Origin of the sequence: Streptomyces sp. NBC_00038 (assembly GCF_026343635.1) — a bacterium.
Classification (GTDB): domain Bacteria; phylum Actinomycetota; class Actinomycetes; order Streptomycetales; family Streptomycetaceae; genus Streptomyces.
The window spans coordinates 5,163,385-5,190,032 of the sequence record NZ_JAPELQ010000001.1; the positions used below are offsets into that span (position 1 = coordinate 5,163,385).

At 69.9% G+C, this 26,648-nt stretch carries 22 protein-coding genes and 2 tRNA genes; 6 read left to right on the forward strand and 18 right to left on the reverse strand.

The window, feature by feature from the left end; translation table 11 throughout:
* Positions 1-52: 52 nt before the first annotated feature.
* The 7 genes from OG219_RS23285 to OG219_RS23315 all read right to left on the reverse strand — a co-directional run bounded on the left by OG219_RS23285 (position 53) and on the right by OG219_RS23315 (position 9,383).
* The gene (locus OG219_RS23285) at positions 53-1,564 is read right to left on the reverse strand and encodes an MFS transporter (RefSeq protein WP_266829426.1); all 1,512 of its coding nucleotides are present in this window, start codon (positions 1,562-1,564) and stop codon (positions 53-55) included.
* 161 nt (positions 1,565-1,725) lie between these two features.
* Positions 1,726-3,954: a glycosyltransferase family 39 protein gene (locus tag OG219_RS23290; RefSeq protein ID WP_266829428.1), complete on the reverse strand. Its 2,229-nt coding sequence runs from the start codon at positions 3,952-3,954 to the stop codon at positions 1,726-1,728.
* On the reverse strand, positions 3,951-5,429 hold the full coding sequence (locus tag OG219_RS23295; protein WP_266829430.1) for a bifunctional glycosyltransferase family 2/GtrA family protein: 1,479 nt from the start codon (positions 5,427-5,429) through the stop codon (positions 3,951-3,953). Before OG219_RS23295 ends, OG219_RS23290 begins: the two co-directional genes overlap by 4 nt.
* Positions 5,430-5,443: 14 nt before the next feature.
* A complete protein-coding gene (locus OG219_RS23300; protein WP_266829432.1) occupies positions 5,444-7,063 on the reverse strand; it encodes a cell wall metabolism sensor histidine kinase WalK in 1,620 nt (539 codons plus the stop codon).
* Positions 7,060-7,800: a response regulator transcription factor gene (locus OG219_RS23305; protein WP_266458853.1), complete on the reverse strand. Its 741-nt coding sequence runs from the start codon at positions 7,798-7,800 to the stop codon at positions 7,060-7,062. The genes OG219_RS23300 and OG219_RS23305 overlap by 4 nt, the downstream gene beginning before the upstream one ends.
* A 209-nt stretch (positions 7,801-8,009) precedes the next feature.
* Positions 8,010-8,399, reverse strand: coding sequence for an antibiotic biosynthesis monooxygenase (locus OG219_RS23310; protein ID WP_266829434.1), 390 nt, complete (start codon positions 8,397-8,399; stop codon positions 8,010-8,012).
* Positions 8,400-8,513: 114 nt separating this feature from the next.
* The gene (locus OG219_RS23315) at positions 8,514-9,383 is read right to left on the reverse strand and encodes a DUF2797 domain-containing protein (protein WP_266829436.1); all 870 of its coding nucleotides are present in this window, start codon (positions 9,381-9,383) and stop codon (positions 8,514-8,516) included.
* Between the two features lie 147 nt (positions 9,384-9,530).
* Here OG219_RS23315 and OG219_RS23320 point away from each other — a divergent pair, with 147 nt between their 5' ends.
* Both OG219_RS23320 and OG219_RS23325 read left to right on the forward strand, forming a co-directional pair.
* On the forward strand, positions 9,531-10,748 hold the full coding sequence (locus OG219_RS23320; RefSeq protein ID WP_266829438.1) for a pentapeptide repeat-containing protein: 1,218 nt from the start codon (positions 9,531-9,533) through the stop codon (positions 10,746-10,748).
* Between the two features lie 75 nt (positions 10,749-10,823).
* A complete protein-coding gene (locus OG219_RS23325) occupies positions 10,824-11,453 on the forward strand; it encodes a DUF6461 domain-containing protein (RefSeq protein WP_266829440.1) in 630 nt (209 codons plus the stop codon).
* A gap of 75 nt (positions 11,454-11,528) precedes the next feature.
* On the opposite strand, the gene OG219_RS23330 is transcribed toward OG219_RS23325, so the two are convergent.
* From OG219_RS23330 to OG219_RS23350, 5 genes are all read right to left on the reverse strand, one after another.
* The gene (locus tag OG219_RS23330; RefSeq protein ID WP_266829442.1) at positions 11,529-12,446 is read right to left on the reverse strand and encodes a hypothetical protein; all 918 of its coding nucleotides are present in this window, start codon (positions 12,444-12,446) and stop codon (positions 11,529-11,531) included.
* A gap of 307 nt (positions 12,447-12,753) precedes the next feature.
* The gene (locus OG219_RS23335) at positions 12,754-13,014 is read right to left on the reverse strand and encodes a helix-turn-helix transcriptional regulator (RefSeq protein ID WP_266829444.1); all 261 of its coding nucleotides are present in this window, start codon (positions 13,012-13,014) and stop codon (positions 12,754-12,756) included.
* Positions 13,014-13,628 carry a hypothetical protein gene (locus tag OG219_RS23340; protein ID WP_266829446.1) on the reverse strand — a complete coding sequence of 205 codons (615 nt, stop codon included), beginning with the start codon at positions 13,626-13,628 and terminating at the stop codon, positions 13,014-13,016. Before OG219_RS23340 ends, OG219_RS23335 begins: the two co-directional genes overlap by 1 nt.
* A gap of 231 nt (positions 13,629-13,859) precedes the next feature.
* Complete coding sequence (locus OG219_RS23345) at positions 13,860-14,201, reverse strand: antibiotic biosynthesis monooxygenase (RefSeq protein WP_323183355.1); 342 nt, start codon at positions 14,199-14,201, stop codon at positions 13,860-13,862.
* A 282-nt stretch (positions 14,202-14,483) separates the two neighbouring features.
* Complete coding sequence (locus tag OG219_RS23350) at positions 14,484-15,035, reverse strand: YcxB family protein (RefSeq protein WP_266829450.1); 552 nt, start codon at positions 15,033-15,035, stop codon at positions 14,484-14,486.
* Between the two features lie 169 nt (positions 15,036-15,204).
* On the opposite strand from OG219_RS23350, the gene OG219_RS23355 reads away from it, so the two are divergent.
* The gene (locus tag OG219_RS23355; RefSeq protein WP_266829452.1) at positions 15,205-15,630 is read left to right on the forward strand and encodes a MerR family transcriptional regulator; all 426 of its coding nucleotides are present in this window, start codon (positions 15,205-15,207) and stop codon (positions 15,628-15,630) included.
* 150 nt (positions 15,631-15,780) lie between these two features.
* On the forward strand, positions 15,781-16,452 hold the full coding sequence (locus OG219_RS23360) for an NADPH-dependent F420 reductase (RefSeq protein WP_323183293.1): 672 nt from the start codon (positions 15,781-15,783) through the stop codon (positions 16,450-16,452).
* A 145-nt stretch (positions 16,453-16,597) separates the two neighbouring features.
* On the opposite strand, the gene OG219_RS23365 is transcribed toward OG219_RS23360, so the two are convergent.
* Both OG219_RS23365 and OG219_RS23370 read right to left on the reverse strand, forming a co-directional pair.
* Positions 16,598-16,670 (reverse strand) — tRNA-Arg (locus OG219_RS23365).
* Between the two features lie 185 nt (positions 16,671-16,855).
* Positions 16,856-16,946 (reverse strand) — tRNA-Ser (locus OG219_RS23370).
* Between the two features lie 265 nt (positions 16,947-17,211).
* Between OG219_RS23370 and OG219_RS23375 the strand changes: the two genes are divergently transcribed.
* The gene (locus OG219_RS23375; RefSeq protein ID WP_266829456.1) at positions 17,212-17,730 is read left to right on the forward strand and encodes an SSI family serine proteinase inhibitor; all 519 of its coding nucleotides are present in this window, start codon (positions 17,212-17,214) and stop codon (positions 17,728-17,730) included.
* 327 nt (positions 17,731-18,057) lie between these two features.
* Positions 18,058-22,251, forward strand: a complete 4,194-nt coding sequence (locus tag OG219_RS23380; RefSeq protein WP_266829457.1) for a PAS domain-containing protein — start codon at positions 18,058-18,060, stop codon at positions 22,249-22,251.
* Between the two features lie 116 nt (positions 22,252-22,367).
* Here OG219_RS23380 and OG219_RS23385 read toward each other — a convergent pair whose 3' ends face one another.
* From OG219_RS23385 to OG219_RS23400, 4 genes are all read right to left on the reverse strand, one after another.
* On the reverse strand, positions 22,368-24,044 hold the full coding sequence (locus OG219_RS23385) for a long-chain fatty acid--CoA ligase (RefSeq protein ID WP_266829459.1): 1,677 nt from the start codon (positions 24,042-24,044) through the stop codon (positions 22,368-22,370).
* 230 nt (positions 24,045-24,274) lie between these two features.
* Positions 24,275-24,829, reverse strand: coding sequence for a SigE family RNA polymerase sigma factor (locus OG219_RS23390; protein ID WP_266829461.1), 555 nt, complete (start codon positions 24,827-24,829; stop codon positions 24,275-24,277).
* 214 nt (positions 24,830-25,043) lie between these two features.
* Positions 25,044-26,222, reverse strand: a complete 1,179-nt coding sequence (locus OG219_RS23395; RefSeq protein WP_266829463.1) for a lipid-transfer protein — start codon at positions 26,220-26,222, stop codon at positions 25,044-25,046.
* Entirely contained in the window at positions 26,219-26,614 is a 396-nt protein-coding gene (locus OG219_RS23400; protein ID WP_266836200.1) for a MaoC family dehydratase, read from the reverse strand. Before OG219_RS23400 ends, OG219_RS23395 begins: the two co-directional genes overlap by 4 nt.
* Positions 26,615-26,648: the final 34 nt, after the last annotated feature.

The window sequence follows — 26,648 nt, forward strand, 5'->3', positions numbered from 1 at the left end:
AAGGGCCAGGAACTCCCGGTTCCTCCACCCTCCAAGATGCTAAGCGGGCGCGCTACGCGGACACCGCCACCACGGAGTCTCCCCGCTCCGCCCGCCGCAGCAACGCCGCCGCCAGCAGTCCCCCGAGAAGGACGGCCACCGCACCCACCAGCTGGCTGGTCTCGAGCCCCGACGAGAACGCGTCCGTGATCCGCCCCCGCTCCTCCGCCGAGCCGGCCGACGCGAGCGCCGCGGGCAGCGAGGTCGCCGCCACCGGAATCAGCGCCGCGAAACGGGAGTTGAGGACCGCGCCGAGCACGGCCACGCCGAGGCCGTTGCCGAACTCGGCGAGCGTGCCGTTGATGCCCGCGCCGACCCCCGCCTTCTCCCGGGGGATCGCGCTCATGATGGCGTGCGCCATGGCGGGGTTGGCGATGGCGCACCCCACGCCGATCAGCAGCAGCCCGAGCAGCGTGCCGACGTACCCGTGCGCGGTGAGCGTCGCGATCGAGACGAGCCCGCCCGACATCAGCACCATGCCGAGTGCGATCGACACCGGCGTACCGAGCTTCGCCGTCCACTTGGCCGACAGGCCGGAGAAGTTCAGGGCCACGACGGCGAGGGCGAGCGGCGCGGTTCGCAGCCCGGCCTCCAAGGGCCCGTATCCCAGGACGAATTGGAGGTGCTGGGTCAGCAGGAACAGCGCCCCGCCCATGCCGAAGGTGATGAGCACCGCGCCCGCGACGGCTCCTGTGAAGCGCCGGTCCCGGAAGAAGTGCAGATCGAGCATCGGGTACGGGATCCGGCTCTCCCAGTGGGCGAAGAAGGCGAGCACCGCCACCGCACCCACCGCGGTGGCCACCACCCGTCCGGACGCCCAGCCGTGCTCGGGCCCGGAGATGATCGCGTACACGAGCGCGCTCATGCCGATCGTGGAGAGCAGCGCACCGAGCAGGTCGGGACGGTCCCCGCGCGGGTTTTTCGACTCCGGTACGAGCGTCACCACCGCGACGATCCCGAGCGCCACCACGGGCAGATTGATCAGGAAGATCGCGCCCCACCAGAAGTGGTCCAGCATGAACCCGCCGAGGAGCGGTCCCGTCGCGAAGCCGAGCGCGTTGACGGCGCTCCAGACGCCGATGGCCTTCGGCTGCTCGTAGGGCGTGAAGATCTGCATCGCGACGGCGAGCGTGGTCGTCAGCAGCAGCGCGCCGCCGACACCCATGCCCGCCCGTGCGGCGATCAACTGCCCTGTGGAGTCGGCGAGTCCGGCCACCACCGAACCGATCCCGAACAGCACGAGACCGGCGACCAGCATCTTCTTGCGGCCGTAGCGGTCGGCCGCGCTGCCCGCCGTGAGCAGCAGCCCGGACTGCACCAGGGAGTACGCGTTGATCATCCACTGGATGTCGGCGGTGCCCGCGCCGAGCTCCCGGGTGAGGGAGGGGATCGCGACGTTCAGCACGGTGTTGTCGAGCAGCACGGTGAGCTGCGCCAGGCAGATGACGCCGAGGATGAGCCAGCGCTGGGGATGCCCTTGGGGGGTCTGGGTGGGCGTCTCGTCGGGGGTCTGGGTGGGGGACATGCTGTACACCGTAGAACAGCTCCTGTACGGCGTACAACAGAGTACTTGTGCGAGGGCGTACGGAAAGGCTTGTGCGCAGGCGTACGAAAGGGCGGTGGCCCGGAGCGAACGCCCCGGGCCACCGCCCTGAACAGGAACCGTCAGGCCCTGCGAAGAACCCGTCAGCTGCCGCTGGTCGGCTGCGTCAGGTCGTAGAAGGTGGCCGAACCGACCGTCACCTTCGTGTAGTTGGCCTCGACCCACGTGGTGATCTGGGAGGAGGTGCCTTCGCTGCTGCCGCCCATGCCACCGCCTCCGGTCGCACTGGAGATGAAGTAGTGGATCTTGCCGTCGGCCACGTACTCCTTGAACTGGGCCAGCGTCGGCGACGGGTCGGTGCCGTTGAAGCCGCCGATCGCCATCACCGGGTCACCGGTGGCGAGCTGGTAGCTCGCGGAGTTCTGGGCACCGATGGCCGCGGCCGCCCACGTGTAGTCGTCGGCGTTCTTCTCGAGGAGCGCCTTCGCCTCGTCGGTGACGGTCGCGCCGTTGAGCAGACCGGCGGCGCCGCCGGCACCGCCCATGCCGCCTTCGCCCATCCGGCCGCCGGTCATGCCGCCCTGGCCGTTCTGCTGGGTGTTGCCGTTCGCGCCGCCGCCGGGGAAGCCGCCGCCGGTGCCACCGGTCGGGGGCTGGCCCATGCCGCCGCCCTGCTGGGCGTTGCCGCCGCCCTGCTGGGTGTTGCCACCACCGCCCGGGAAGCCGCCGCCACCGCCCATGCCACCGCCGCCGCCACCGCGGCCGCCCATCATGCTCGCGCCGGACGGGCCGGCCGTCACGATGGACCCGGTGTGCCCGGTGTTCACCGTGCTCAGGGTGTACGCGGTCGGGCCGGCGATCGAGGCCACGAAGCTCAACGCGACTGCCGCAAGGGCCAGTTGGCGGCCCAGCTTGGCCACGAAGATCAGGCCGAGGGCGCCGACCAGGCCGCCGATGAGGACCAGCCACTTGAGCCAGGGCAGGTAGTCGGGGGTGCGGTTGAGGAGGACGTAACCCCAGGCCGCGGTCGCGGTGACCGAGGCGGCGAGGGTGAGTGAGGCCCAGAGCTTGGAGCGCTCTTCCCACAGCACCGTGGCGCCCATGCCGACCACCGCGGCGATGTAGGGGGCCAGGGCGATCGTGTAGTACTGGTGGAAGATGCCCGCCATGTAGCTGAAGACGAGCATGGTCATCAGCAGCGCGCCGCCCCAGGCAAGGAACGAACTGCGCGTCAGGTCGGTCCGCTTGGCCTTGCGGGTCAGGACGAGGCCTGCGACGAACAGGATCAGCGCGGCCGGGAGCAGCCACGAGATCTGGCTGCCGATCTCGGAGTTGAACATCCGGTCCCAGCCGGTCTCGCCCCACTGCCCGGTGCCACCGGCGCCGCCTCCGCCGCCGACACTGCCAGTCTCCTCGCCGTTGATACGGCCAAGTCCGTTGTAGCCGAAGGTCAGTTCAAGGAAGGAGTTGTTCTGTGAGCCGCCGATGTAGGGACGCGAGGACGCCGGCCACAGCTCGACGATCGCGACCCACCAGCCGCCGGAGACGAGCAGCGCGAGCGTCGACCAGCCCAGCTGCACGAACCGCTTCTTCAGCTTCACCGGCGCGCAGACCGCGTACAGGATGGCGAGCGGCGGCAGGATCAGGAAGGCCTGCAGAGTCTTCGACAGGAACGCGAAGCCGACCGCGACACCCGCCCAGACCAGCCACTTCGTACGGCCGTCCTCAAGGGCGCGGATCACGCAGTAGACCGTGACGGTCATCAGCAGCGCGAGGATCGCGTCCGGGTTGTTGAACCGGAACATCAGCGCGGCGACGGGGGTGAGCGCGAGCACGGCACCCGCGATCAGGCCGGCTGCCGGGCTGAAGCGGCGGCGCAGGGCCGCGTACAGGACGGCGACCGTGCCGACGCCCATGAGCACCTCGGGAACGAGGATCGCCCAGGAGCTGAGGCCGAAGATCTTGACCGACAGCGCCATCGGCCACAGCGAGGCCGGGGGCTTGTCGACGGTGATGGCGTTGGAGGCGTCCAGCGAGCCGAAGAAGAAGGCCTTCCAGCTCTCGCTGCCGGCCTGGACGGCCGCGGAGTAGAAGGAGTTGGCGTAGCCGGAGGCGCTCAGGTTGTACAGGTACAGCACCGCGGTGACGACCAGCAGACCGAGGAACGCGGGGCGCGCCCAGCTCGGGTCCTCGGGCCGGCCTCGCCAGAGGCGGCGCGCGAAGGGCTGCTTCGGCTCACCGGACTCGGGGGAGGCGGCGGGTACGACCGGCTCGTGTACAGCCGTCGGGGCGCCTGGCCCCACGGAGGGGTCCCCGGTACTGCCGGGGAGGTTCGCTCCCCCCTGATAGCTCGTATCGGACTGGGTCGTCATCGTGCGTTCCTCGGATTCGGATCGTCGTCGTACGGGCGCACCGCTTGCAACTGCACGGTCGCGTCGCCGTAGGTGCGGTCCGCGGCTTCACCGGCGCGGAACTGGTCTGGGTGGAACTGCTCCGTGTGGAACTGCTCGTACTGCTGAGGTCCCTGGTACTGCTGCGGGGCCGATGTCGAATACGTGGGCGAGGCCGGGTTGCGGATGACCGCCCCGACCGGGGAGGCGGGCTCGTCGCGCCGGTCGGGGAAGACCCAGGCGCGGAAGAGCAGGAACCGCAGCACCGTCGCCGCGAGGTTGGCGGCGATGAGCACCGCCAGTTCCGTGGAGTGCCCGGGGTTCGTTGTCGCCGCGTTCAGGGCGGCGAGCGAACCGCTGGTGAGGGCGAGTCCGATACCGAAGACGACCAGGCCCTGTGCCTGGTGGCGGACGGCGCCGCCCCGGCCGCGTACGCCGAAGGTCAGGCGCCGGTTGGCGGCCGTGTTGGCGACGGCCGAGACCAGCAGGGCGAGCGCGTTGGCGACCTGCGAGCCCGAGAACGTACGGAAGCCGCTGTAGAGCAGCAGGTAGAAGAGTGTGGACAGGGCGCCGACCACGCAGAAGCCGACGAGCTGGCGGGCGAGGCCCTTGGGCACGTCGGTCAGCTCGCGGTCGCGCGGGTCGTCCCCGAAGGGCCGGGCGAGCCGGTCGAGCGGCAGCGAACCGGTGGCGAGGGCGCGTCCGACGCGCCACACGCCCTTCAAGTCGTCCGTCGCGGTCTTGACGATGTGCACGGTCGAGTCCGGGTCGTCGACCCAGTCGACCGGAACCTCGTGGATCCGGAGTCCGGCCCGCTCGGCGAGGACCAGCATCTCGGTGTCGAAGAACCAGCCGGTGTCCTCGACCAGCGGCAGCAGCACCTGGGCGACATCACGCCGGATCGCCTTGAAGCCGCACTGGGCGTCGGAGAAGCGCGCTTGCAGCGAACCGCGCAGGATCAGGTTGTACGTACGGCTGATGAACTCCCGCTTGGCACCGCGCACCACGCGCGAGCTCCGGGCGAGCCGCGAGCCGATCGCGAGGTCCGAGTGACCCGAGATCAGCGGCGCCACCAGCGGCAGCAGGGCGTTCAGGTCGGTGGACAGGTCCACGTCCATGTACGCGAGGATCGGGGCGTCCGAGGCGGACCACACCGTGCGCAGCGCACGGCCCCGGCCCTTCTGCTCCAGCCGGAAGGACCGGACTTCCGGAATCTCGGCGTCCAGCCGTGCGGCGACCTGCGGAGTCGTGTCGGTCGAGGCGTTGTCCGCGACCGTGATACGGAACTCGTACGGGAAGGTGCGCTTGAGGTGCTCGTGCAGTCTCATCACACACGGCTGAAGGTCCTTCTCCTCGTTGTAGACGGGGATCACTACGTCCAGGACAGGCGTACCGGCGGACCCGGCCGGGAGGTGCTCCCGCGCCGGCAGGTTGCCGGGAGAAGAATCGGTTCGCATGCCAACGACTCTTGTCAAGCGCCCTGTTGCGCCCATGTGGTGGCACTGTGCTCTGACTGTGAGTACGTTTGCGAATTTGTTACAGACGTTTCGACGGGCAGCGCGGGCAGATGCAGGGTGAACACCGTACGTCCGGGCACGCTGTCCACGGTCACTGCGCCTCCATGTGCTGATGCGACGGCCTGCACGATGGCAAGCCCGAGCCCGGTCGAGCCGGAGGAGCGGGAACGCGAGGAATCTCCACGTGCGAAGCGTTCGAAGACGCGCGGGAGCAGGTCCGGCGGAATGCCCTGGCCGTCGTCCTGGACGTCCACGCAGAGCCACGGCCCCTGCTGGTGCACGCGCGCGGTGACGGTCGTACCCGGCGGTGTGTGCGTGCGTGCATTCGCGAACAGGTTGACCATGACCTGCTGCAGCCGCGCCGCGTCCGCGAGGACGAGCGCGGGCTCGTCCGGCAGCTCCAGGCGCCAGTTGTGGTCGCGCCCGGCCGCCCGGGCGTCGCTCACGGCATCGATGACCAGCGGTACGAGGTCGGTCTGCTCGTACTGCAGCGGCCGCCCGGCGTCGAGCCGCGCGAGCAGCAGAAGGTCCTCGACGAGGAGGGTCATGCGCCCGGCTTCGGATTCAATCCGGCCCAGCGCGTGCCGGGTGTCGGGCCCGGTCTCCTCCCTGCCGCGTCTGGTCAGCTCGGCGTAGCCGCGGATGGACGCCAGTGGCGTACGCAGCTCGTGGCTCGCGTCCGCGACGAACTGGCGTACGCGCGTCTCGCTCTGCTGTCTCGCGTGCAGGGCGCCGTGGATGTGGTCGAGCATCCGGTTGAGGGCCGCGCCGACCTGGCCGACCTCCGTGTGCGGGTCGGCCTCGGACTCGGGGACCCGCTCGTACAGGGTGACTTCGCCGCTGTGCAGCGGGAGTTCGGAGACGCGGGTGGCCGTGGAGGCGACCTTGCGCAGGGGGCGCAGGGCCACGCCGACGAGCACGCTGCCCGCGATGGCGGCGGCGACGAGGCCGGCGCCGGTGACGCTCACCTCTACGAGGATGAGGGTGTTGATGGTGTTGGTGACGGACTTGGTGGGGATGGCGACGTAGTAGTTGCCCTTGCTGCCCTCTTTGTACGTGACGCGGTACTCGCCGAGGCCGGGCAGCTCCACGGTGTGCTCGCCGGTCTTGGACACGGAGCCGAGCGCGGCCGTCTGCGCCTCGGTGAGTGCCGGGGTGTCCATCCCGTTGAAGGTCCCGCTGCTGTCGGTCTTCTCCTTGGAGATGACCGCCTGGGTGATCCCGCCGTTCTCCACGACGGCGGCGACGGTGTTCTCCGCGCTCGGCCCCCGGGTGAGGAACTCGAATTCGTTGTCCGACGAGTTGGCGTCGGCGATGGCCCCGGGGATCTGGGTGTTGTCCGGGTTCCCGCCCCCCGGCTTCAGGGGCCCGCCGGTCGCGCGCGCGGAGGCCTCGCCCAGCTGGCCGTCCAACTGCTCGTACAGATGCTTCTGCAGCGCGATGGTCGTCACGGTGCCGATCACGGCACACACCACCGCGATGAGTGCCACCGCCGAGACGACGAGCCGCGTCCGCAGCGTGCGCGGCTGTCGAAGTCGCCTCTTCTGCGCTCGCGGCCGTCGTCGTCCGGTCATGACGCCGCAGGCTTGATCAGGTAACCGGCGCCGCGCCGCGTGTGGATCATCGGCTCGCGGCCGGCGTCGATCTTGCGGCGCAGGTAGGAGATGTACAGCTCGACGACGTTGGCCTGGCCACCGAAGTCGTACGACCACACGCGGTCCAGTATCTGCGCCTTGCTGAGCACCCGGCGCGGGTTGCGCATCAGGAAGCGCAGCAGCTCGAACTCGGTCGCGGTGAGGTGGATGCCCTCGCCGCTCCGCGAGACCTCGTGGCTGTCCTCGTCGAGGGTGAGGTCCCCGACGACGAGCACGGAGTCGCTGCGGCGGTCGGCGGCGCCGGAGCGGCGGATCAGTCCGCGCAGCCGGGCCACGACCTCTTCGAGGCTGAAGGGCTTGGTGACGTAGTCGTCGCCGCCGGCGGTGAGCCCGGCGATACGGTCCTCGACGGCGTCCTTCGCGGTGAGGAAGAGGACGGGCACGTCGGGCAGCTCACGGCGCAGCCGCCCCAGGACGGTCAGCCCGTCCATGTCCGGCAGCATCATGTCCAGTACGACGGCGTCGGGCCGGAAGTCGCGAGCGGTCTGAATCGCTCCCGTCCCGTCACCCGCGCTGCGGATCTGCCAGCCTTCATAGCGAAGGGCCATGGACAACAGCTCGGTGATCGACAGCTCGTCGTCCACCACAAGCACTCGGACGGGGCTCCCGTCCGGCCTCAGCAGTTCGGTGCGCCCCTGGGGCGAGGTCGTGGTCATAGCCGACACATTGCTCGGCGCCGCTGAGAACATCCTTTCTGGAACCTGTGATTTTCCTGAGAAACGCACAGGCGCCCCTCAGGGAACACATGGGCGGGACTCAGCACTCACTGTGACCGGGAGGTTCCGAGAGGTGGTCACCGGTGGGGGCTGCGCTACTCGTGAGCGCGTTGTCACTGGTGGGGGCCGCGCTACCTGTGAGCACGTTGTCACTGGTGCGCACGGTCGAACCCGTGGCTGTGCTCGACCTTGGAGATGTGGATGCTGTAGCGCTCGAACCAGTGGTCGCGCCCGTGCCTCTTCGCCGCCCGGTGCTCCAGGTGGTTCCGCCACTCGTCGATGGCGGCCTCGTCACGGAAGTAGGCGACGCTGATCCCGAGCCCGCCGGGTGTCCGCGCGTAGTCCTCGCCGAGGAAGCCGGGGATCTCCTTGACCAGCTCACCCATGCGCTCGGCTGTCTCGCCGTACCCGTTGTCGCCTTCCGTGCGTAGGGACGTGAACACGACGGCGTAGTACGGGGGTTGGTGGGCGGTGACGGGGTCAGGGGCGGGGTCAGGGGCGGTGACGGGGGCGACAGGTGCATTGGCGTGATCGCTCATGTCGGCCACTCTCGGGGCGGGCGTTCCCCGGCGTCCAGCGCCTTGTCGAACGGGATCCAAACGGGATCCAAGTCTTGACCATTGGGGCCTTCATCCGATGAAGGAGCCGGTGCTTCAGAAGAGGCCGTCCTGCACGGCGGCGTCCCTCAACTCCCGTACCGGCACGGTCAGTCCGGCGTCCGCGTCGGCTGCTGTCAGCTCCCACCCGGTCATCAGCCGGGTATCGAGGACGACGACCCCGCGCTCGGTGACCAGATGCAGATCGGGCCCGGCGGCGGCAACCAGCTCCCCGCTCACCACACCCCCCGCGACAAGCTCACCGACGACGCCCCGGGCGGGAGGCAGCCCGTCGAGCCCGAACGCACCGGCGTGATCGACCGCCTCGAACGGCATGCGCTCCAGGGATTCCGGCCACCCGCCGAGCCGCACCGCGCGCGCGTGCAGGTCACGGACCTCCGCTGCCCTCGTCTCCGCGTCCGGCAGTGCACTGCGGACGGCGCGCTTGGCGTCGTAGGGAATCCGGTCCGGTACGCCGAGGACCGTACGCAAGAGCTCCTCGCTCCGCCGGGCGGCCATCAGCGGCCCCTTGCCCAGCCAGCTGAAGGCAACGGCTCCCTGCTCAAGGAGCCGGGCGGAGCCGCGCTCGACGGCGGTGATTCCGACCTTGACCATCCCGGGCCCGAACCAGGCCAGATAGACGGAGTAGGGCCGAAGGTCGTCCGCGATGGTGTCCGCCGCGACGGAATGGGCCCGGTCGAGGCGCCCGCACTCCTCGCACCGGGCACCGACACTCCGCCCGGACACGGCGGCACCCACGGGACACGTGTTCCCCCGCGCCCCCACACACGTACGCCCTCCCCCGTCCACCACAGCGAACGAGACCTGCTTCCCCCAGGTCAGCGCACTGCTCCGCCCGCCGTCCCAGACGAGTCCGGGGCCACCCCCGGCCCACCGCAGCCCCGTACATCTCCACACCTGTGCCATCACCGAAAGCGTAGAGGCCACCACTGACAGCGCGGGACGGGTGCGGTACGCCGGGGACGGGGGCTACGGGCGCATCACATGTCAACTCCGGTACTGAAGAGGCCCGTTACTCGCATCCCGCACCCGGCGGACGGACATGATGCACTCATGAAGCCGGAGACCAAGCGGAAATGGGCTTGGGGGGCGGGTGTGGCCGCAGCCGCCCTTTTCATCGCACTTCTGATCTGGGGCCCCTGGCTCCTCGAAGGCCGCCACATCCGCGACAAGAACGGCGAACTCGTCTCGTCCGCGGGCATCATCATCACCGGCCTCCGCACCGCCCTCCTCGCCATCGCCGCCGGCGCCATCGCGGCCCTGGGCCTCTGGTACACCCACAAGAACCACGAACTCAGCCGGGAGGAACAGGTCACCGACCGCTACGTGGAAGCCATCAAGCTCCTCGGCTCCGAGAACCTCCACGAACGCCTCGGCGGCATCTACAGCCTCGAACGCATCATGAAGGACAGCGAGAAGGACCAGGTCACGATCATCGAGGTCCTCGCGGCGTTCATCCGCACCCCTGCGTCGGAGCAGAAGCAGGCACTCACGCCGGCTGCCCGGCCGGAACCCGAGGACAGCGATCCGGAGGACTCGGCCGCCCCGTTGCCCGTCGACGTCCAAGCCGCCCTGACCGTCCTCGGGCGTCGCCCGGACCCCGACGGAACACCGACCGCCGACCTCAGACGCATCGACTGGCACAACGCCGACCTGGAACACGCGAACCTCCAGCACGTGGACCTCACGGGTGCGGACCTCAGCGGAGCCCAACTCAAGGGAGCCGACCTCAGAGGAACGATCCTCGCGGGGGCGCGCCTCAGGGGAGCGGACCTCAGAGACGCGGACCTCAAGGGGGCCGACCTCAGAGACGTGGACCTCAGCAGGGTCGATCTCAGAGGGGTGGACCTCGGCGGAGTGGACCTCAGGGCGATGAGCCTGGTGAGGGTGGACCTCACCGGCGCACAGCTGACAGGGGCGGACTTCAGGGGGGCGGACTTCAGAAGCGCGCATCTCAGGGCGGCCAACTTCACGCGCGCACAACTCATGAGCGCGAACCTCACAGCCGTGGACCTCACAAAAGTGACCCTCCGAGCGGCCGACCTCAGAGGCGCCCACCTCGGCATGGCCCACCTCGTCGACACGGACCTCAGGGAAGCCGACCTCAGGGGCGCCCAGGGCCTGACGTACGAACAACTCGTCCACTCAAAGCTCTACGACGACACCAAACTCCCCAAGGAACTCAGAGCGGACCGCCGAATCAAGAACCACATCAAGAACTGCAAGGCCGAGGCCCGCTGGAGAGAGGACCTCGAAACTCCCAAGTCCTGAGGTGGTCCATGTGGTCCATGTGGTCCATGTGGTCCATGTGGTCCACCGTGGATGGGGAGGTTGGGGAGGAGCAAAATGGAGAACGGACTGCGCTGGATAGCCGGCGTGTACGACGTCGGCTACACCTTCACGCTGTGCGAGGGCATCACGCCGCAGGAGCTGCTGGTGCGGATGTGTGCGGACCCCGCACACATCCACGAGCTGACCGAACACGCGGTCGCGGAGCTGCAGTTCCGGTCGGAGGACGGCCATCCGAGCGATCTGGAGTTCCTGGACTGGGAGGACGAAGACCTCGTGGCGCGGTTGGAAGAGGCCGGGTTTCTGTCCCGCCCGGACTCGATCGTTCGGGCCGGAGCCGTCCCCGGTTGGGCATACGCCATCGAGAACACGTCGTGCCGCGCCACGTCCTGCCTGGAAGCACTGTCACACGGCACGCGTGCCTACACCGTGTTCCGCAGCGGAGCGGGCATGCAGCAAGTCGGCTACGCCCGCGCCGGGCAGGTACTGGCCTACTACGAACCGCGGAAGCCGAGCCAGGGCCGCAACTCGGCGGAAGCCGAGGTACCCGGCTTCGCCTACACAGGCGAGGAGCTACCCGACATCGCCTTCCTCCGCTTCCTCGAGCAGGAGCTCGGGATCTACCTCCCCTGGGAGGAAACCCTGGCTCCGCTGCCCACCGCCGCTTTCGCGCGCTCCCACCCCTGAGCTGGGGTCTGCCGGGAGGACTTCCACACCTGCGGCGCGGCCCGGCTGTCGTGCGGTGGGTGCATGGATGGCGGGTCAGGGAGCGGGCAGCGGCGTGTTGTCCTCCACGTACACCTTCAGCGCCCCCTGGTGCTCCTCGGCGCGGGCTGTGGCCGTACCCCCCAGTTCCTGGACCCGTCGCATAGTGCGGTCGAAGAAATCCCGGCCGGAGGGTACGAGGACGGACAGCTCCAGGTCCTCGTAGCAGGCCAGGAGCGTGCCGCTCTCGGCCCGGAGGGTGACGGGAAACTCCTTCTGGTCGGTCCGGCCGAGGAGTTCGTCGCGGGCACCCTCGCTGTACGACGTCCAGTGGCCGATGAACGGCATGATCAGGTCCGGCCGAGCTCTCCTCGCATACGCGACCGTCATCGCCTGGAGGTCCTCCCACCACGGCAGCCGCAAGCGAAGGGACTCCACCGCGTACGTCCGCCGCCCACCCTGAACGAGAAGGCAGTCACCGAACTCCTCCTCCCAGTCGTCCCGGCGTTCGTCCACTTCGCGGATCTCAACCAGCGCATGACAGCCGACGGGACGGTCCGAGACGGCAGCCAGGCCTCGAAGAGGGCCACCGAGCGACACCAGGTTCCGGTCGTACATGTAGCCCAAGTGCCTTTCGTGGTCCGTGCCGCCCAGGGACGGAGGAGCGGCCACGCTGATCGCATTGGGGTTGTACTCGTTGTCCGGACGGGGAACGAGTTGCACCACAACAGGCAGAACCGGCTGCTTCTCCGACCGCCCGGCGAAGGCCGCCACGAAGATCTCCTTCTCCCAGCCACCAGGCAGAGCGCCGCGGACGAACGCCCGATAGGCGTCAGCCCCTTCGGCCCGCAGCGCCACACCGAGCGAGAACTCGGGGGCATTGGCAGGGAGCATCAGCAACGCGCTCGCCGGGTCTTCGGCTATCGAGCCGGGTCTCATGTCCACTGTCGCCGTCCCGTCGCTGTTGGTTTCCATGCGTCGCCCTGATCAGGGCAAATGGGCGCAGCGACGATATCGAACGCCGCGACGAACACCGAAGGGCCCACCGCGAACACGACCGGTGGGCCCCTTCGAGTCGTACCCGTGAGGCACTGGCGAACAGGTCTCAGCGGCGTGTGAGCCACCGGCCCAAGCCGATCGCCGCGGTGATCATGACGGCCAGGACGACGGCGATCGCGATCTTCGTACCGGTATCCATGACACTGAACATCTGGGGCTCCTTCTCAGGGCGAACATCTCGAGTTCTCAGGGCTAAACATGTCGAGTCGGTCGTGCGGGCAGGTCAGGACTTCCGCGGGTCCTCGGAGGACGCTCCGGGGCGGTAGCTGAGCAGGTCTCCCGGCTGGCACTGCAGGACTTCGCAGATCCGGGTGAGGGTGGTGAACCGGATCGCCTTGGCGCGGCCGTTCTTGAGGACGGACAGGTTGACGTTGGTCACGCCGACGCGACTGGCGAGTTCGGTGACGGTCATACCGCGCTCACTGAGGAGCCTGTCGAGGTGCACCTCGATGTCATGGCCCTCGTGGTCGTCGTCGGCGGCCATCAGACAACTCCTTCAAGGTCCTCGCGCATGGACGCACCTGCGCTGGTGATCCGCGCGAAGGTCAGCAGTCCGAGGCCGGTCAGGACGGCCAGATAGGGAAACGCCCACATGTCCAGCCAGGTCCCGGCCGAGAAGTCCGCGCTCTTCGCCAGTTCCGCGAGCAGAGCCGCTCTGGCGTTGGCGTCGACGATCTCGACGACCAGGCTCCCGACGAGCAGCCACCAGCCGAGCAGCCGAAGCCGGGATGCCGTCCGCGCGGTGTAGACACCCTCGCGCGCAGCTCCCTGCAGGAGTCGGTGAAGCAAGAAGAGGCCGCTGATCAGCAGCAACGTCGTTGGCAGTTCACCGAGTTCATTCACGATGCGCAGGTACGCGCCGGGCGACTCGGCGCAGTAGCGGGGAATCGAGTCGACCTGCGCCCCGTCCTCGGCGGCGAACGCGCCGGGGGCGACCGAGCTGGTGGTCGACTCGTCGGCGACGCAGACGACGAGGTCCCCCCAACTACCGCGCACGACCGAGAGAACGAGCCCCGCCGTCACGAGGGCCAACATGAGGCGCAGGACGACGGACACGACCGTGGCCATGGGTTCGAGCATCTTCCGGTCTTCGGTCATGGCGCCCCGCCCCGCTTATCGTTTATCGATGTTATCGATAAACGATAAGCGGGATGGAGGTGCGAAGCAACCCCCGCGGGTCACGACGGACACGGGGCGGCCGGTTCGGCCCGGGCGATCGGTTTGACTCGGACGGCCGGTTCGACTCGGACGGCCAGTTCGACTCGGACGGCCAGTTCGGCTCGGACGGCCAGTTCGGCTCGGACGGCCGGCTCGGACGGCCAGTTCGGCTCAGGCGGCAGCCTTGTCGCCGACGAGGTTGCCCCTCATGAGCCACGTCGGACCTTCGGCATAGGCCCCGGCTTCGGCGAAGAACGCCGCGAAGTACGGGCCGGTGGCATGCGCGTTGAACGCATCGACGTCCGCGTAGACCTCATTCAGGTAGAAGACATCCGGGTTCTCCTCGTCCGCGAGGACGACGGAGCCGGCGGTATCGAGTACCGGCTGACGGGCAAGGGCGTCGCCCTGTGGCCGACCGTGCACGCACTGATGAACTGGGGAGAGGCCTTCTACTCCCCGAACGGAAGGAAGCGCGTCCTCCGCCACGACCTGGACGGAGGTCTCCTCGACCACGACGGACAATGCCGAGACTGTGGCTCAGCCAGCCCGGTCCCGGAGATCCGGATCGAACCCGGACCCGGCTTCCACTCGGCCGACCCCGAAGGTGATCCCGTCACCAACGCGATCAACACACCACGACGGCTTCTCGAGCCGATCGTGACAGCCCGCACACCCGGCTGACACCGCGGACTGAGACCGCGGACTCAGCACCATGAGCCGCGTCGAGCTCCGACCAGGGCTGCGCGTACACCGAGTCCGCCCGCCGGCGGCGAACCGGCCGGTGCCCCCAGTCGTCTAAAGCCGCTGCAGGTTCCGGTCCAGGATCGCCCGGAGCCGATCCACGTCCGCGGGGTTCTGGGCGCCCCGCTTGGGCAGTACCGCGACTCCGGCCGCGCGGTCGCCGCCCAGCAGCACGAAGAGCGCGGGCGTCTCCAGATACTCCCGGAACACAGTCCACTCCACGGTGAAGGACGCCCGCTCAGCGGTACTGACCGCGCCATGGTCGTCGGCCACCATGCGGCACCGCCCGTACGGCTCCACGACGCTGAACATCCGGCGGGCCATGGTGCGCAGCCCTCGCACGGTGCCCCAGGACGTGACCGCCACGGAGAGCACAAGCGTGATGATCCACACGGCCGGCGTTTCATCGCGGAGGGCCGAGAAGACGACCACGGCGATCACCGCCACCAGCGGCGCCATGATCACCTGGACCCGGCCCGCCGGTGACCGACGGGCTCGTGCACGGAGCGCCTCCTCGAAGTCCGCGACCGTCGGCCGGTAGACGAACTCAACGGCCGTACCTCGGTCCGTGTCCTGTTGTGAGGAATCCCCGCCCCTGGTGTCCATGAGCCGGGATCGTAGTGCCACACGGCGTTGGTTCGTTGAGGGGTGGAGCCGGCTCCACTCGTGGTCGGGGGCTGCACCGTTCAGGTGTCCGCCCAGTGCGAGCGCTGCCGGGGCAGCCGGACTCGTAGGGTGGGTTGAGAGTTGACACCGGTGGAGGAAGGTGGCCGTCGTGCAGCCCCACGACATGCGGATCGGTGACCTGGCGCGCCGTACGGACGTGCCGACCCGGCTGCTGCGCTACTACGAGAAACAGGGCCTCTTGCACGCCTATCGCGACGGCAACGGCTATCGCGTGTACGAGGAGCCGGCGGTCAAGCGGGTGCTGATGATCCGTGAGCTGTTGGAGTCCGGCTTCACCACGGAAATCATCCGCTCCATTCTCCGTTGCAGGGAGAACCCGCACATCCCTGATGAGCGGCAGGAGGACGCGACACCGGAGGCCGTCGAGGCGTTGCGCCGCCAGGTGAGCAACATCGAACGCCGCATCGACAGTCTCACGCGCACCCATGAGGCGGTACGCGGCTACCTGCAGGCGGTCGAAGCCGTCGTCGACGGGGACCCGGCGCCGGAACCAGCGCCGGTGCGGGGGCCGTGAAGCCCCCGGTTTGACCTTGACACTAATGCCAATACGCAAGGTGGAGTCATGACGCGGTGCCCCCGCCCCCGGGCCGCGCCCGTCAGCCGGTCGCGCCGCCACGACCCCACGGCGAGCCCGGCGCCCGTGCTTCGGCGGTAGCCGGAGCAGGTGAGGACTCACAGGAAGTGCACCATGGCGAAGATTGGCATTCTCGGCGCCGGAAACATCGGCAAGCAGATCGCGCGTCTGGCGGCCACCCACGGCCACCACGTTCTCCTCAGCAATTCACGTGGCCCGCAGAACCTCCCGTTCGACATCATTCTGGAGCTGGGCCAGAACGTGACGCGGTCCACGGCTCAGGAAACCGTCGCGGAGAGCGATCTGCTCGTGGTAGCCATCCCACTGGCCAACTACACACAAATCCCCCAGCCTCCGGCCGGGAAGATCGTAATCGACGCGGGCAACTACTACCCGGACCGCGATGGCCTGATCCCCGAGTTGGAGGAGGAGCGGACGACCACGTCCGAGCTGCTCCAGACTCACCTGCCGCAGGCCCGCGTGGTGAAGGCGTTCAACCACATCCCAGCACTCGCACTGACCGCCGACGCACAGCCGCCCGGCTCGCAGAACCGCCGGGCACTGATCGTCGCTGGTGACGACCCCGAAGCCCGGATGACGGTGGCCACACTCGTCGACGAGTTCGGCTTCGACCCCCTGGACATCGGGCAGTTGGCCGAGGGCTGGCGCGTCGAACGAGGCACGCCGGGCTACCTGCCCCGCTTCACCAAGACGGAACTCACCCACAAGGTCCACGAGGCCAAGCGGTACCGCACCCACTGACCTTGGCGGTCACCGACCGGCAGATGGAATGACGGGACCACTGACACCCTCGCACCCACTCTTGAAGTGCTCGCCGTCAAACACTGCCGGCAGACCAAAATGCCAGAGGCCCTGTGGATCACTCCACGGGGCCTCTAGCCTGCTGTGCACTCGGCAGGATTCGAACCTGCAACCTTCTGATCCGTAGTCAGATGCTCTATCCGTTAAGCTACGAGTGCTTGTTTTGTTTTTGTCCCGTTTCCTGGGCTTTCGGCCCGCTCGCGGCGACAGGAAGAACATTACATGACTGCCGCCGCCATGTGAAATCCGTTTGCCGCACCCCTTGTGAGCTGGGCAAACGTGCTCTGGCCTGGGGTTACGCCGAAGCCCCGGACCTGATGGACCGGGGCTTCGGATCTTCGTGCGGAGGCGGAGGGATTTGAACCCTCGATGGGCTTTGAGGCCCAAACCGCATTAGCAGTGCGGCGCCATAGACCGGACTAGGCGACGCCTCCAGCACAACCACCCGCGCGAGCGCGAGTGGTGCGTGCAGATGATGACACAGCCGAGCGGGCTGTCACCAATCGCCTCCCACGGTACTAGGCGGGCGGGCTGCAGAGCAAAGTCGAAATGCGGCGGGAGCAGGCGGAGGGGAAGGGCCCCGGGAAGAGGGCGGAAGGGGCCGCAGGAGGAGAGAGGGGTGAGAGGGGAGAGCGGGTCTGTGGCAGGAGTGACTGGAACTGCTCGCAACCGCTCGGCGCACGTGGCGTTAGTCAGGTCATGTTGCGTCGCCTTGTTCTCACCTTCGCCGCGTCCGCCGCCGCGCTGTCCGCACTACCCGCCGCGCCGGCCACCGCGCTGCCCGCCACAGCCGTCGGGTCACCCACGACCGTCGGGTCCCTCATGGCCCTCGGTTCGGTCCCGGCCTCCGACCTGGCTCTCATGCCCCCGCCCGCCCGCGACGAGGACTCCCGGGATCGGCTGACCGTGACCGTCCACGACTCGGGTAGCGGTGCGGACGGGACGTACGAGCTCCGGTGTCATCCCGGTGGTGGCAGTCATCCCGATGTGAGCGGGGCGTGCGGTGCGCTCGACCGGGGGACTCGGTGGGGCAAGGATCCGTTCGCCCCGGTGTCGCCGGGCACCATGTGCACGATGCAGTACGGCGGTCCGGCCACCGCGCATGTCACGGGGACGTGGGCGGGGCGACCCGTCGACACCAGGTTCGACCGTGTGGACGGGTGCCAGATCGCGCGGTGGAACGCGCTCGCACCTCTCCTTCCCGACCTTCGGTCATAGCCGGGGCAGGAACGGGACCGGAACCGAAACAGGAACCGAGACAGGAGCCAGACCGGAGCCGAGACCGGAACCGGAGCAGGCTCGGACACGGGCGGAGCCACGGTGCCATCATGGTTCCGCAGGGGGTCGAAGGGGACGAAATGCGCCGTCACGGCTTCTGCGTCGCTTCTGCGTGGTTTCTACGTGGGTTCTGCGTGCGACCTCCCTCTCATCCGGCGTCGCGAGCGCAACCTCTGCCCGTAGACTCCCTCGCGTGACACGCTGCGGGACGGTTGGCAAGATGGCACCCGCGGTCGGCAAGGTGCGGTAACAGGGAGGAAGCGTCTCGTGAGCAGCAGGCCATCCCGAGGCGCTGCTCGCCTCGCAGCCATACTGGACGCGCTGCCCGATGCGTTGGTGCTGGTCAACGCCAATGGGACCGTCGTCAACGCGAACACCATCGCACTGGAGGCCTTCGAGGCCCCGGGCACGGCGCTGGTGGGACGCGGACTGCTCGATCTGCTGCCCGAGTTCGACTCGCGGCTCATCCCCGGAAGCATGCGGCGGCCCGAGACGGTCGACCCCAGCGGGCGGACCAAGCCGGCCCGGATGATCGCGCGGCGTACCGACGGCAGTGAGTTCCCTGTCGAAGTCACCAGTGCGAATCTCGAGAACGGCCAGCAGGCCTACGACAGCTACGGCCCCGCCAACGACGAGCTGCTCATGCTGGTCGTACGCGATCTTTCGGGCGCCGTCGACACCGAGGCCGAACTCGCGCGTTCGCAACGGCAGACCGAGATGATCCTGCGGGCCGCGGCCGAGGGCGTCGTGGGGACGGACACCGACGGGCGGGTCGTTCTCGTCAATCCGGCGGCCGCTCAGATCCTCGGATACCGGGCCAGCGATCTGGGCGGGCAGGAGCTGCACTCCCTCATCCTTCATTCGCGCGCGGACGGCGAGCCCTTCGCGTACGAGGAGTCGCCGCTCGCCGACACCCTGCGCTCCGGGCGCAAGCACCGGGTGCGCGGCCAGGTGCTGTGGTCCAAGTCCGGGGACAAGGTGTCGGTCGATCTGACGACCGCGCCCGTGCGCGACGGGGACCAGCTCGTCGGCGCCGTGATGACGTTCACCGACCGGCGACCGTACGACACCCTCGCCGAGGAGAAGGACAAGGCCGAGGAGCGTCACGAGCAGGAGCTCGCGCGAGCCGCCGAGGAGCACGACAAGGAGCTCGCCGGGCTGCGCGAGCAGCATGCCGCCGAGCTCGCCGAACTGCGCGAGCAGCACGAAGAGGAACTCGCCGCGGGCGACGAGCGGTACGCCTCGCTCGGGGAGCGCGAGAAGGACCGTTACGAAGCCCTCGCCGCCCGGCACGAGCAGTTGCTCGCCGTGCTCTCGCTGTCCCTGCGCGGGCCCCTCGACCAACTGCGCGGCGAACTGTCCAAGCTCGCCGCCGACGACGCCGGGCAGCTGTGGCCCGAGGCCAACCAGGTCCTCCACCACCTCGCCGCCGGCTATTCGCGGATCACGACTCTCGTCGACAACGTGCTCGGCTACCAGCGGCTCGACTCCGGGGCCGAGGAGATCTCCCGTACGAACGTGATGCTCGACGCGGTCGTCGCGGCCGGTGTCGAAGGCGCCGTCGAACTGATCGGGCCCGGACGCGTGCAGTTCGCCGTACACGCGCCGCCCATCGAGGCCGAGGTCGACCCGCAGCGGCTGGCGAACGCGCTCGCGCATCTCATCGCGGACGTCGCCGGAGTCGACGCCACCGGCAACGCACCCGTGTCCGCGGGCGGTTACATGGACAACACCGTCGTCGTGGCGGCGGCGCAGCGCGGTGAGGTCGTACGCATCGAGGTGCGCGGGCCGTACGCCGGGGGAGACCCGGTGCACGAGCCGATCGTGCGCGGGACGGTGCGCGCGCACGGCGGCGTGCTGCAGACGCACGAAGTGCCGGGGATGAGTGGCAGCGCGTTCGTGCTGGAGGTGCCGATCGGGGGCGGGGCCGGTGCGGTCCCGGCCGGCGCTGCGACCGGCTCCGAGCTCGCCCTTCCCGAACAGGCACAGGCCTCCCACCAGGGCGGTGGCAGGCGGCGGGCCCGACGGTCCTCCGTGGACGCCTTCCTGGAGAGCGAGGTCGCGGGGGAGTCCGCCCCGGCTCCCGGCGGCGACTCCGCGCCTGCCCCTGTCGACGGCTCGGCTGCGCCCACCGGGCGTCGGCGGCGGCGTACGGCGGAGGAGCGGGCGGCCGGCTCGGCCGGCGAGGTGGCGGTTCCGGCGCAGGGGGCGGGAGTCGAGGGCTCCGGCGACGGCGGGGCCCCCGGCTCGGGTGGTACCGGGCGGCGGCGCGGGCGGCCGAGCCCGGTCGAGGGCTCGGCCGACGAGGCCGCCGGTGGCGCGGCCGGCGGCGCCTCCGAGGGTGCGGTCGTCATGGCGGGCGAGCATGCGGGGACCGCGGCCGCGGGTACGGGACTGGGCGGGACGGTGCCTCCGCAGGGGGTGCCGGTGTCCGCGCAGGGCGTGCCCGTGCCTTCCGGGCGGCGCGCACGGCAGGGCGGCGAACAGCACGCGCTGCCCCCGGCGTTGCCCGCGGCTCCGAGTGCGCCCCGTACGCAGAACGCGGTGAGCGCGCAGGGGACTGCCGATGCCGGTGTCTCCGCGGACGGGGCGCCGTCGGCCGGACGGCGTCGGCGTGCGCTGGCCGCCTCGGCCGAGCGTGCCGCCACTCAGGACGCGGGCGCCCGTACGGTGTTCGCTCTGCCGCCCGCGGACGCGGACCGCTCCCCGGAGTACATCGAGGCTCAGCAGCAGGCCCAGCAGCAGCGTCTCCAGCAGGCCGAAGCCGCCGGCGCCCCGCACGGCCAGACCGACGACGGCCGCCACGACACGATGCTGCACGACCCGGCCGACGATCACACTCCGCCTCAGCCGCACCCCGTTTCCAACCCGACGGGACGGCGGCGCGCGGCACGGACTCCGGTGCAGCAGGGGGCCGCGGGGACACCTGCGCAAGGGGTTCCGGCACAGGGAGTTCCGGCGCAGGCAGTTCCGGGTGCCGCCCCCGCCGGGCAGCCCGTACCCGCGCCGGCCGTTGCCGCCGCCACGGCCCAGTCCACCGCCGCTCCGGCACCGGCACCGTGGCCCGGCAACACCGAGACCCCCGCAGGCGGCGTCCCCGCCCCCCAGCCCTGGCCTAACGCGAACCCGAACGCCAACGCGAACGCCCAAGACGCACCCGGCGCCGGGACCCCGGCACAGCCCGGAGCAACACCGGCCCCGGCACAGCCTGGAACACCGGCTCAAGCCGCGCCGAACACCCCCGGCACCGCCCTCCCGCCCGAGCGCCCCGCCCAGCCGCGCGTCGCTCAGCCGCTGCCCGCCGAGGCCGCGGCCCCGGTCGACCCCAACTCGACGCAGGCCCGCGGCATAAGCGTGCGGACGCTCGGCCAGGGCGTACCGTTCGGCCGCCAGCCCGCCCCGAACCAGCCGCAGGCTCCCCAGGCGAAGGCGCAGACGCAGGCACAACCTCAGTCCCCGACGCCTCCCCCGCACCAGACCAATGGCGGCGGCCGTCGTCGCAAGCTCGGCACACCCCCCGAGCCGACCGCCGAGCGCCCGGAGACGGCGGCCCGGCCGCACCCGCAGGGCGGGCAGGCCCCTGGATCGCGGCTGACCGGAGCCACCGACGGCGCCGGACGGTCGTACGCCATAGGAGCCCCGGACGAGAACGCCGACGAAGGCCCCGAGCCGCTCGACGGTCCCGGCGGTGCCGTCGAGGTCGCCGACCAGCCGCGTCCGCAGCCGATGGACGACGAACTGCCACCGGAACCGCTGGACAACCCGCGGCGCCTGCTCGTGTGGCCCGCGCCGGACGTGATGACCCAGCAGGCGCTGAGCGACCGCGGCTACCGGCCCGTGATCGTGCACTCGCGCGAGGAGGTCGACTCGCAGATCGCCGCCTTCCCGGCCGCGCTCTTCGTCGACCCGCTGACCGGGCCGATCACGCGCACGGCACTCCAGTCGCTACGCCAGGCCGCTGTCGCCGCCGAGGTGCCCGTCCTGGTGACGGCGGGGCTCGGGCAGGCGACGCGCGAGGCGGCGTACGGCGCCGATCCCGCCGTACTCCTGAAGGCCCTGGCGCCCCGGGACTCGGAGCAGCACCCGCCGCGCGTGCTGCTCATCGAGGAGCACGCCGAGATCTCGCTCGCGCTGACGGCGACGCTGGAACGGCGCGGGATGCAGGTCGCGCGGGCGTCGACGGACGCGGACGCGGTGACGCTGGCCTCGCAGATGCGGCCGAACCTGGTGGTGATGGACCTGATGCAGGTACGCCGTCGGCAGGCCGGAATCGTCGACTGGCTGCGTGCCAACGGGCAGTTGAACCGCACGCCGCTCGTCGTCTACACCGCCGCCGTCGACCAGGCCGAACTTCCGCGGCTGGCCTCGGGGGAGTCGGTCCTGTTCCTGGCGGAGCGCTCGACGAGCGCCGAGGTGCAGGAGCGGATCGTGGACCTGCTGGCGCGGATCGGCACGAACTGACCGACCCACCGCGCCGAGCACGCATCGGGGCGCGAACTGACGTCGCACATAGGGGGCTTGGGGCGTTGTTTCACGTGAAACAGTGAGACAACGCCCCAAGCCCCGTACGGGAACTGCTAGATCTGCGTGACGTCCAGTTCACCCGCGGCGTACTGCCTGCGCAGCACCTTCTTGTCGAACTTGCCGACGCTCGTCTTCGGGACCGACTCGATGATCGTCCAGCGCTCGGGGAGCTGCCACTTGGCGATCTTCCCCTCGTCGGCGAGGAAGGCGCGGAGGGTGTCGAAGTCGGCGGTGGCGCCTTCCCTGAGGACGACGGTGGCGAGGGGGCGCTCGCCCCACTTGTCGTCGGGGACCGCCACGACGGCGGCCTCGGCAACGTCCGGGTGGGACATCAGCGCGTTCTCCAGGTCGACCGACGAGATCCACTCGCCGCCCGACTTGATGACGTCCTTGGCGCGGTCGGTGAGGGTCAGGAAGCCGTCGGCGCTGATCGTGCCGACGTCGCCGGTCTTGAGCCAGCCGTCCTCGCTGAACTTGTCGGCGGGGCGCTGGGGTTCGGCGCCCGGGCCGCCGTAGTACGCGCCCGCGATCCAGGGGCCGCGGACCTCCAGTTCGCCGGCGGACTCGCCGTCCCAGGGGAGCCGTTCGCCGCCCGGGCCGCTGAGGCGGGCCTCGACGCCTGCCGGGAAACGGCCCTGCGTCAGCCGGTACGCGAACTCCGCGTCCGTGCCCACGACATGAGCCGGCGCCCGGGCGATCGTGCCCAGCGGGGACGTCTCCGTCATGCCCCAGGCGTGGCAGACCCGCATGCCCAGCTTGTCGAAGGCCTCCATGAGCGAGGGCGGACAGGCGGAGCCGCCGATGGTGACCTGGGTGAGGGAGGAGACGTCGCGCGGCTTGGCGGTGAGTTCGCCGAGCAGACCCTGCCAGATGGTGGGGACGGCCGCGGCGTGCGTCGGCTTCTCGCTCTCGATCATCTCGGCGAGCGGCGCGGGCTGCAGGAAGCGGTCCGGCATGAGGAGATTGATGCCGGTCATGAAGGTCGCGTGCGGCAGACCCCAGGCGTTGACGTGGAACTGCGGGACGACGACGAGGGTCGTGTCCCGGTCGGTGAGACCCATGGACTGGGCCATGTTGACCTGCATGGAGTGCAGGTAGATGGAACGGTGCGAGTAGACGACGCCCTTGGGGTCGCCCGTCGTGCCGGAGGTGTAGCACATGGCCGCGGCCGTGCGTTCGTCCAGCTCGGGCCAGTCGTAGGAGGTCGGCCTGCCCGCGATCAGCTCCTCGTACTCGTGCACCCGCGCCGTCGCCCCGTCGAGCAGCGAGCGGTCACCGGGTCCCGAGATCACGACATGCTCGACCGTCGGCAGATGGGGGAGGAGCGGCGCGAGCAGCGGCAGCAGCGAGCCGTTGGCGATGATCACGCGGTCGGCGGCGTGGTTGACGATGTAGGCGAGCTGCTCCGCGGGGAGGCGGAGGTTGAGTGTGTGCAGGACCGCGCCCATGGAGGGGATCGCGAAGTACGCCTCCACGTGCTCGGCGTTGTTCCACATCAGCGTCCCCGTCGCATGCCCCTCCTCGACTCCGAGGTCACGCAGGGCGTGCGCGAGCTGTGCGGTTCGGGCGCCGATCTCGGCGAAGGAACGGCGCTGCGGCTCTCCCTCGCCGGTCCAGGTGATGACCTGTGATGTTCCGTGGATCGCCGACCCATGGGTCAGGATCCTCGAGATCAGCAGCGGTACGTCCTGCATCGTGCTCAGCACGGCGTTCCTCCCGGGGGGCGACATTGCCTACGCGGTGGTAAGGGTTGGGCTGATTCTGCGCACATACCGCGCGGTATGTCACTAGTACCCGAGATGATCGATCAGGTCGTGGTGATCTTTCGGGGTCGGGGTCGGGGTTGAGGTCGGAGTTGAGGTCGGGGTCGGGGGCCGGAGGGCTATCGCGGCGGATGTCCAGGGGATGGCCGACGCCGTCCCGGGATCCGGTAGCGACCCTGGATCCGGATCCGGGGTCGCTACCGGACGGGCTCCAGCTCAGGGTCCTCACGCAGCTTGCCCAGCGCCCGCGACACCGCCGACTTCACCGTCCCGACGGACACACCGAGCACCTCCGCCGTCTGCACCTCGCTCAGATCCTCGTAGTACCGCAGGACCACCATCGCCCGCTGCCGCGCCGGCAGTTTCATGATCGCCCGCCACATCGCGTCGTGCAGTGCCTGCTGCTCGGCGGGGTCCCCGACGGGCGCTCCCTCCGGCTCGGGCAGCTCGTCGCAGGCGAACTCGTCGACCTTGCGCTTGCGCCACTGCGACGTCCGCGTGTTCAGCAGCGCCCGCCGTACGTAACCGTCGAGGGCCCGGTGGTCCTCGATCCGCTCCCACGCGACATACGTCTTGGTGAGCGCGGTCTGCAACAGGTCCTCGGCATCGCACGGGTTCGCGGTCAGCGACCGGGCGGTACGCAGCAGCACCGGCTGGCGGGCCTTCACGTACGACGCGAACGACGGGTAGGGCGCGTACGGAAGGGTCCGCGTCGCGGCGTTCGAAGCGCTGGTGCAGACGGGTGTGGTCATGGCTCCACGCTAGGATCGAGCCCTGCTCCAGCGGATCGGCCGCAGGTCCCGAAGCGTTGTCCGCCTCAGGTTGTAGGAGGGGGGTTGCCCCCACCTCCTGAAGGTGGACGAGCGGGTCCTGCCCCCTGAGGGTTCACCCCTGAGAGACGAGTACGACGGTAGTACGCGGGACGGTGCCGGCCTCCGGGAGTTACCTCCGCCCGAGCCGGACGCTCTAGGAACCGGCACCCGCGTCCGCCCCCAGGATCAACCCCGACGTGGGAACCCCGGTACCCGCGGTGACGAGGGTGTGGCGGGCGCCCGGTATCTGGTTCACGGCGGTGCCCCGCAGTTGTCGCACCGCCTCCGCCACACCGTTCATCCCGTGCAGATACGCCTCCCCGAGCTGTCCCCCGTGCGTGTTGAGCGGCAGCCGCTCCTCGGCGACGAAGTCCGCGGCCTGCCCCGGTGCGCAGAACCCGAACTCCTCCAGCTGCATCAGCACGAACGGCGTGAAGTGGTCGTAGAGAATCCCCACGTCGATGTCCGCCGGGGCCAGCCCGGCCGTCCGCCACAGCTGGCGTGCCACGACCCCCATCTCAGGCAGCCCTGACAGGTCGTCCCGGTAGAAGCTGGTCATCTGCTCCTGTGCGCGGCCGGCGCCCTGGGCGGCGGCCGTGATCACCGCGGGGGGATGGGGCAGATCGCGGGCCCGCTCCACGGAGGTGACCACCAGCGCCTGGCCGCCGTCCGTCTCCTGGCAGCAGTCGAGCAGCCGCAGCGGCTCCACGATCCACCGCGAGGCCTCGTGCTCGGCGAGCGTGATCGGTCTGCCGTGGAAATAGGCCGCCGGATTCGTCGCCGCGTACTTCCGGTCCACCACGGCGACATGGCCGAACGCTTCCGGCGTCAGTCCGTACGTGTGCAGATACCGCTGGGCCGCCATCGCCACCCAGGACGCGGGCGTGAGCAGCCCGAACGGCAGGGCCCAGCCGAGCGCCGCCCCCTCCGCCGACGGCTCCCGCTGCTGCACCCCGGAACCGAATCTCCGCCCCGACCGCTCGTTGAACGCGCGGTAGCAGACCACCACCTCGGCCACCCCGGTCGCCACCGCGAGCGCCGCCTGCTGGACGGTCGCGCAGGCCGCCCCGCCCCCGTAGTGGACGCGTGAGAAGAAGGACAGCTCCCCCATTCCGGCCGCCTGGGCGACGGTGATCTCCGGGCTGGTGTCCATCGTGAACGTGACCATCCCGTCCACGTCCCCGGGCGTCAGCCCCGCGTCGTCGAGCGCGGCCCGCACCGCCTCCACTGCCAGCCGCAGCTCACTGCGCCCGGAGTCCTTGGAGAACTCGGTGGCCCCGATCCCGACGATCGCCGCCCGCCCGCCGAGGGTGTCCCGCGTCCTGACGCTCATGAGGCCTCCCCGGACGGAAGGGTGACCGTCACCGTCCCGGTCACATGTCTGCCGATGCCGTTCGCCCCGACGACCCGCACCGTCGCCGTGCCGCCCGCGACCTCCTCCACCGAGCCGGTCAACACCATGGTGTCGCCGGGGTAGTTGGGCGCTCCGAGCCGTATGGCCACCTTGCGCAGGACCGCGCCCGGGCCGAAGTGGTCCGTGATGTACCGACCGACCAGGCCGTTGGTGGTCAGGATGTTCATGAAGATGTCGGGGGAGCCCTTCTGCCGCGCCAGCTCCGCGTCGTGATGCACGTCCTGGTAGTCGCGGGACGCGATCGCCCCGGCCACGATCAGCGTGCGCGTGACCTCGATCTCCAGCGGCGGCAGCGCGTCGCCGGGCTTCACGTCACCGACCCGCACGTCGTCAGCCCTCACGGCG

Coding starts and splice junctions, on each gene's coding strand:
- OG219_RS23295 (WP_266829430.1), bottom strand. CDS start 5,429: ATGCGAACCGATTCTTCTCCCGGCAACCTGCCGGCGCGGGAGCACCTC.
- OG219_RS23350 (WP_266829450.1), bottom strand. CDS start 15,035: ATGGACACCAGGGGCGGGGATTCCTCACAACAGGACACGGACCGAGGT.
- OG219_RS23395 (WP_266829463.1), bottom strand. CDS start 26,222: ATGAGCGTCAGGACGCGGGACACCCTCGGCGGGCGGGCGGCGATCGTC.
- OG219_RS23330 (WP_266829442.1), bottom strand. CDS start 12,446: ATGGAAACCAACAGCGACGGGACGGCGACAGTGGACATGAGACCCGGC.
- OG219_RS23340 (WP_266829446.1), bottom strand. CDS start 13,628: ATGACCGAAGACCGGAAGATGCTCGAACCCATGGCCACGGTCGTGTCC.
- OG219_RS23285 (WP_266829426.1), bottom strand. CDS start 1,564: ATGTCCCCCACCCAGACCCCCGACGAGACGCCCACCCAGACCCCCCAA.
- OG219_RS23385 (WP_266829459.1), bottom strand. CDS start 24,044: ATGTCGCCCCCCGGGAGGAACGCCGTGCTGAGCACGATGCAGGACGTA.
- OG219_RS23375 (WP_266829456.1), top strand. CDS start 17,212: ATGTTGCGTCGCCTTGTTCTCACCTTCGCCGCGTCCGCCGCCGCGCTG.
- OG219_RS23320 (WP_266829438.1), top strand. CDS start 9,531: ATGAAGCCGGAGACCAAGCGGAAATGGGCTTGGGGGGCGGGTGTGGCC.
- OG219_RS23335 (WP_266829444.1), bottom strand. CDS start 13,014: ATGGCCGCCGACGACGACCACGAGGGCCATGACATCGAGGTGCACCTC.
- OG219_RS23300 (WP_266829432.1), bottom strand. CDS start 7,063: ATGACCGGACGACGACGGCCGCGAGCGCAGAAGAGGCGACTTCGACAG.
- OG219_RS23305 (WP_266458853.1), bottom strand. CDS start 7,800: ATGACCACGACCTCGCCCCAGGGGCGCACCGAACTGCTGAGGCCGGAC.
- OG219_RS23310 (WP_266829434.1), bottom strand. CDS start 8,399: ATGAGCGATCACGCCAATGCACCTGTCGCCCCCGTCACCGCCCCTGAC.
- OG219_RS23290 (WP_266829428.1), bottom strand. CDS start 3,954: ATGACGACCCAGTCCGATACGAGCTATCAGGGGGGAGCGAACCTCCCC.
- OG219_RS23390 (WP_266829461.1), bottom strand. CDS start 24,829: ATGACCACACCCGTCTGCACCAGCGCTTCGAACGCCGCGACGCGGACC.
- OG219_RS23325 (WP_266829440.1), top strand. CDS start 10,824: ATGGAGAACGGACTGCGCTGGATAGCCGGCGTGTACGACGTCGGCTAC.
- OG219_RS23315 (WP_266829436.1), bottom strand. CDS start 9,383: ATGGCACAGGTGTGGAGATGTACGGGGCTGCGGTGGGCCGGGGGTGGC.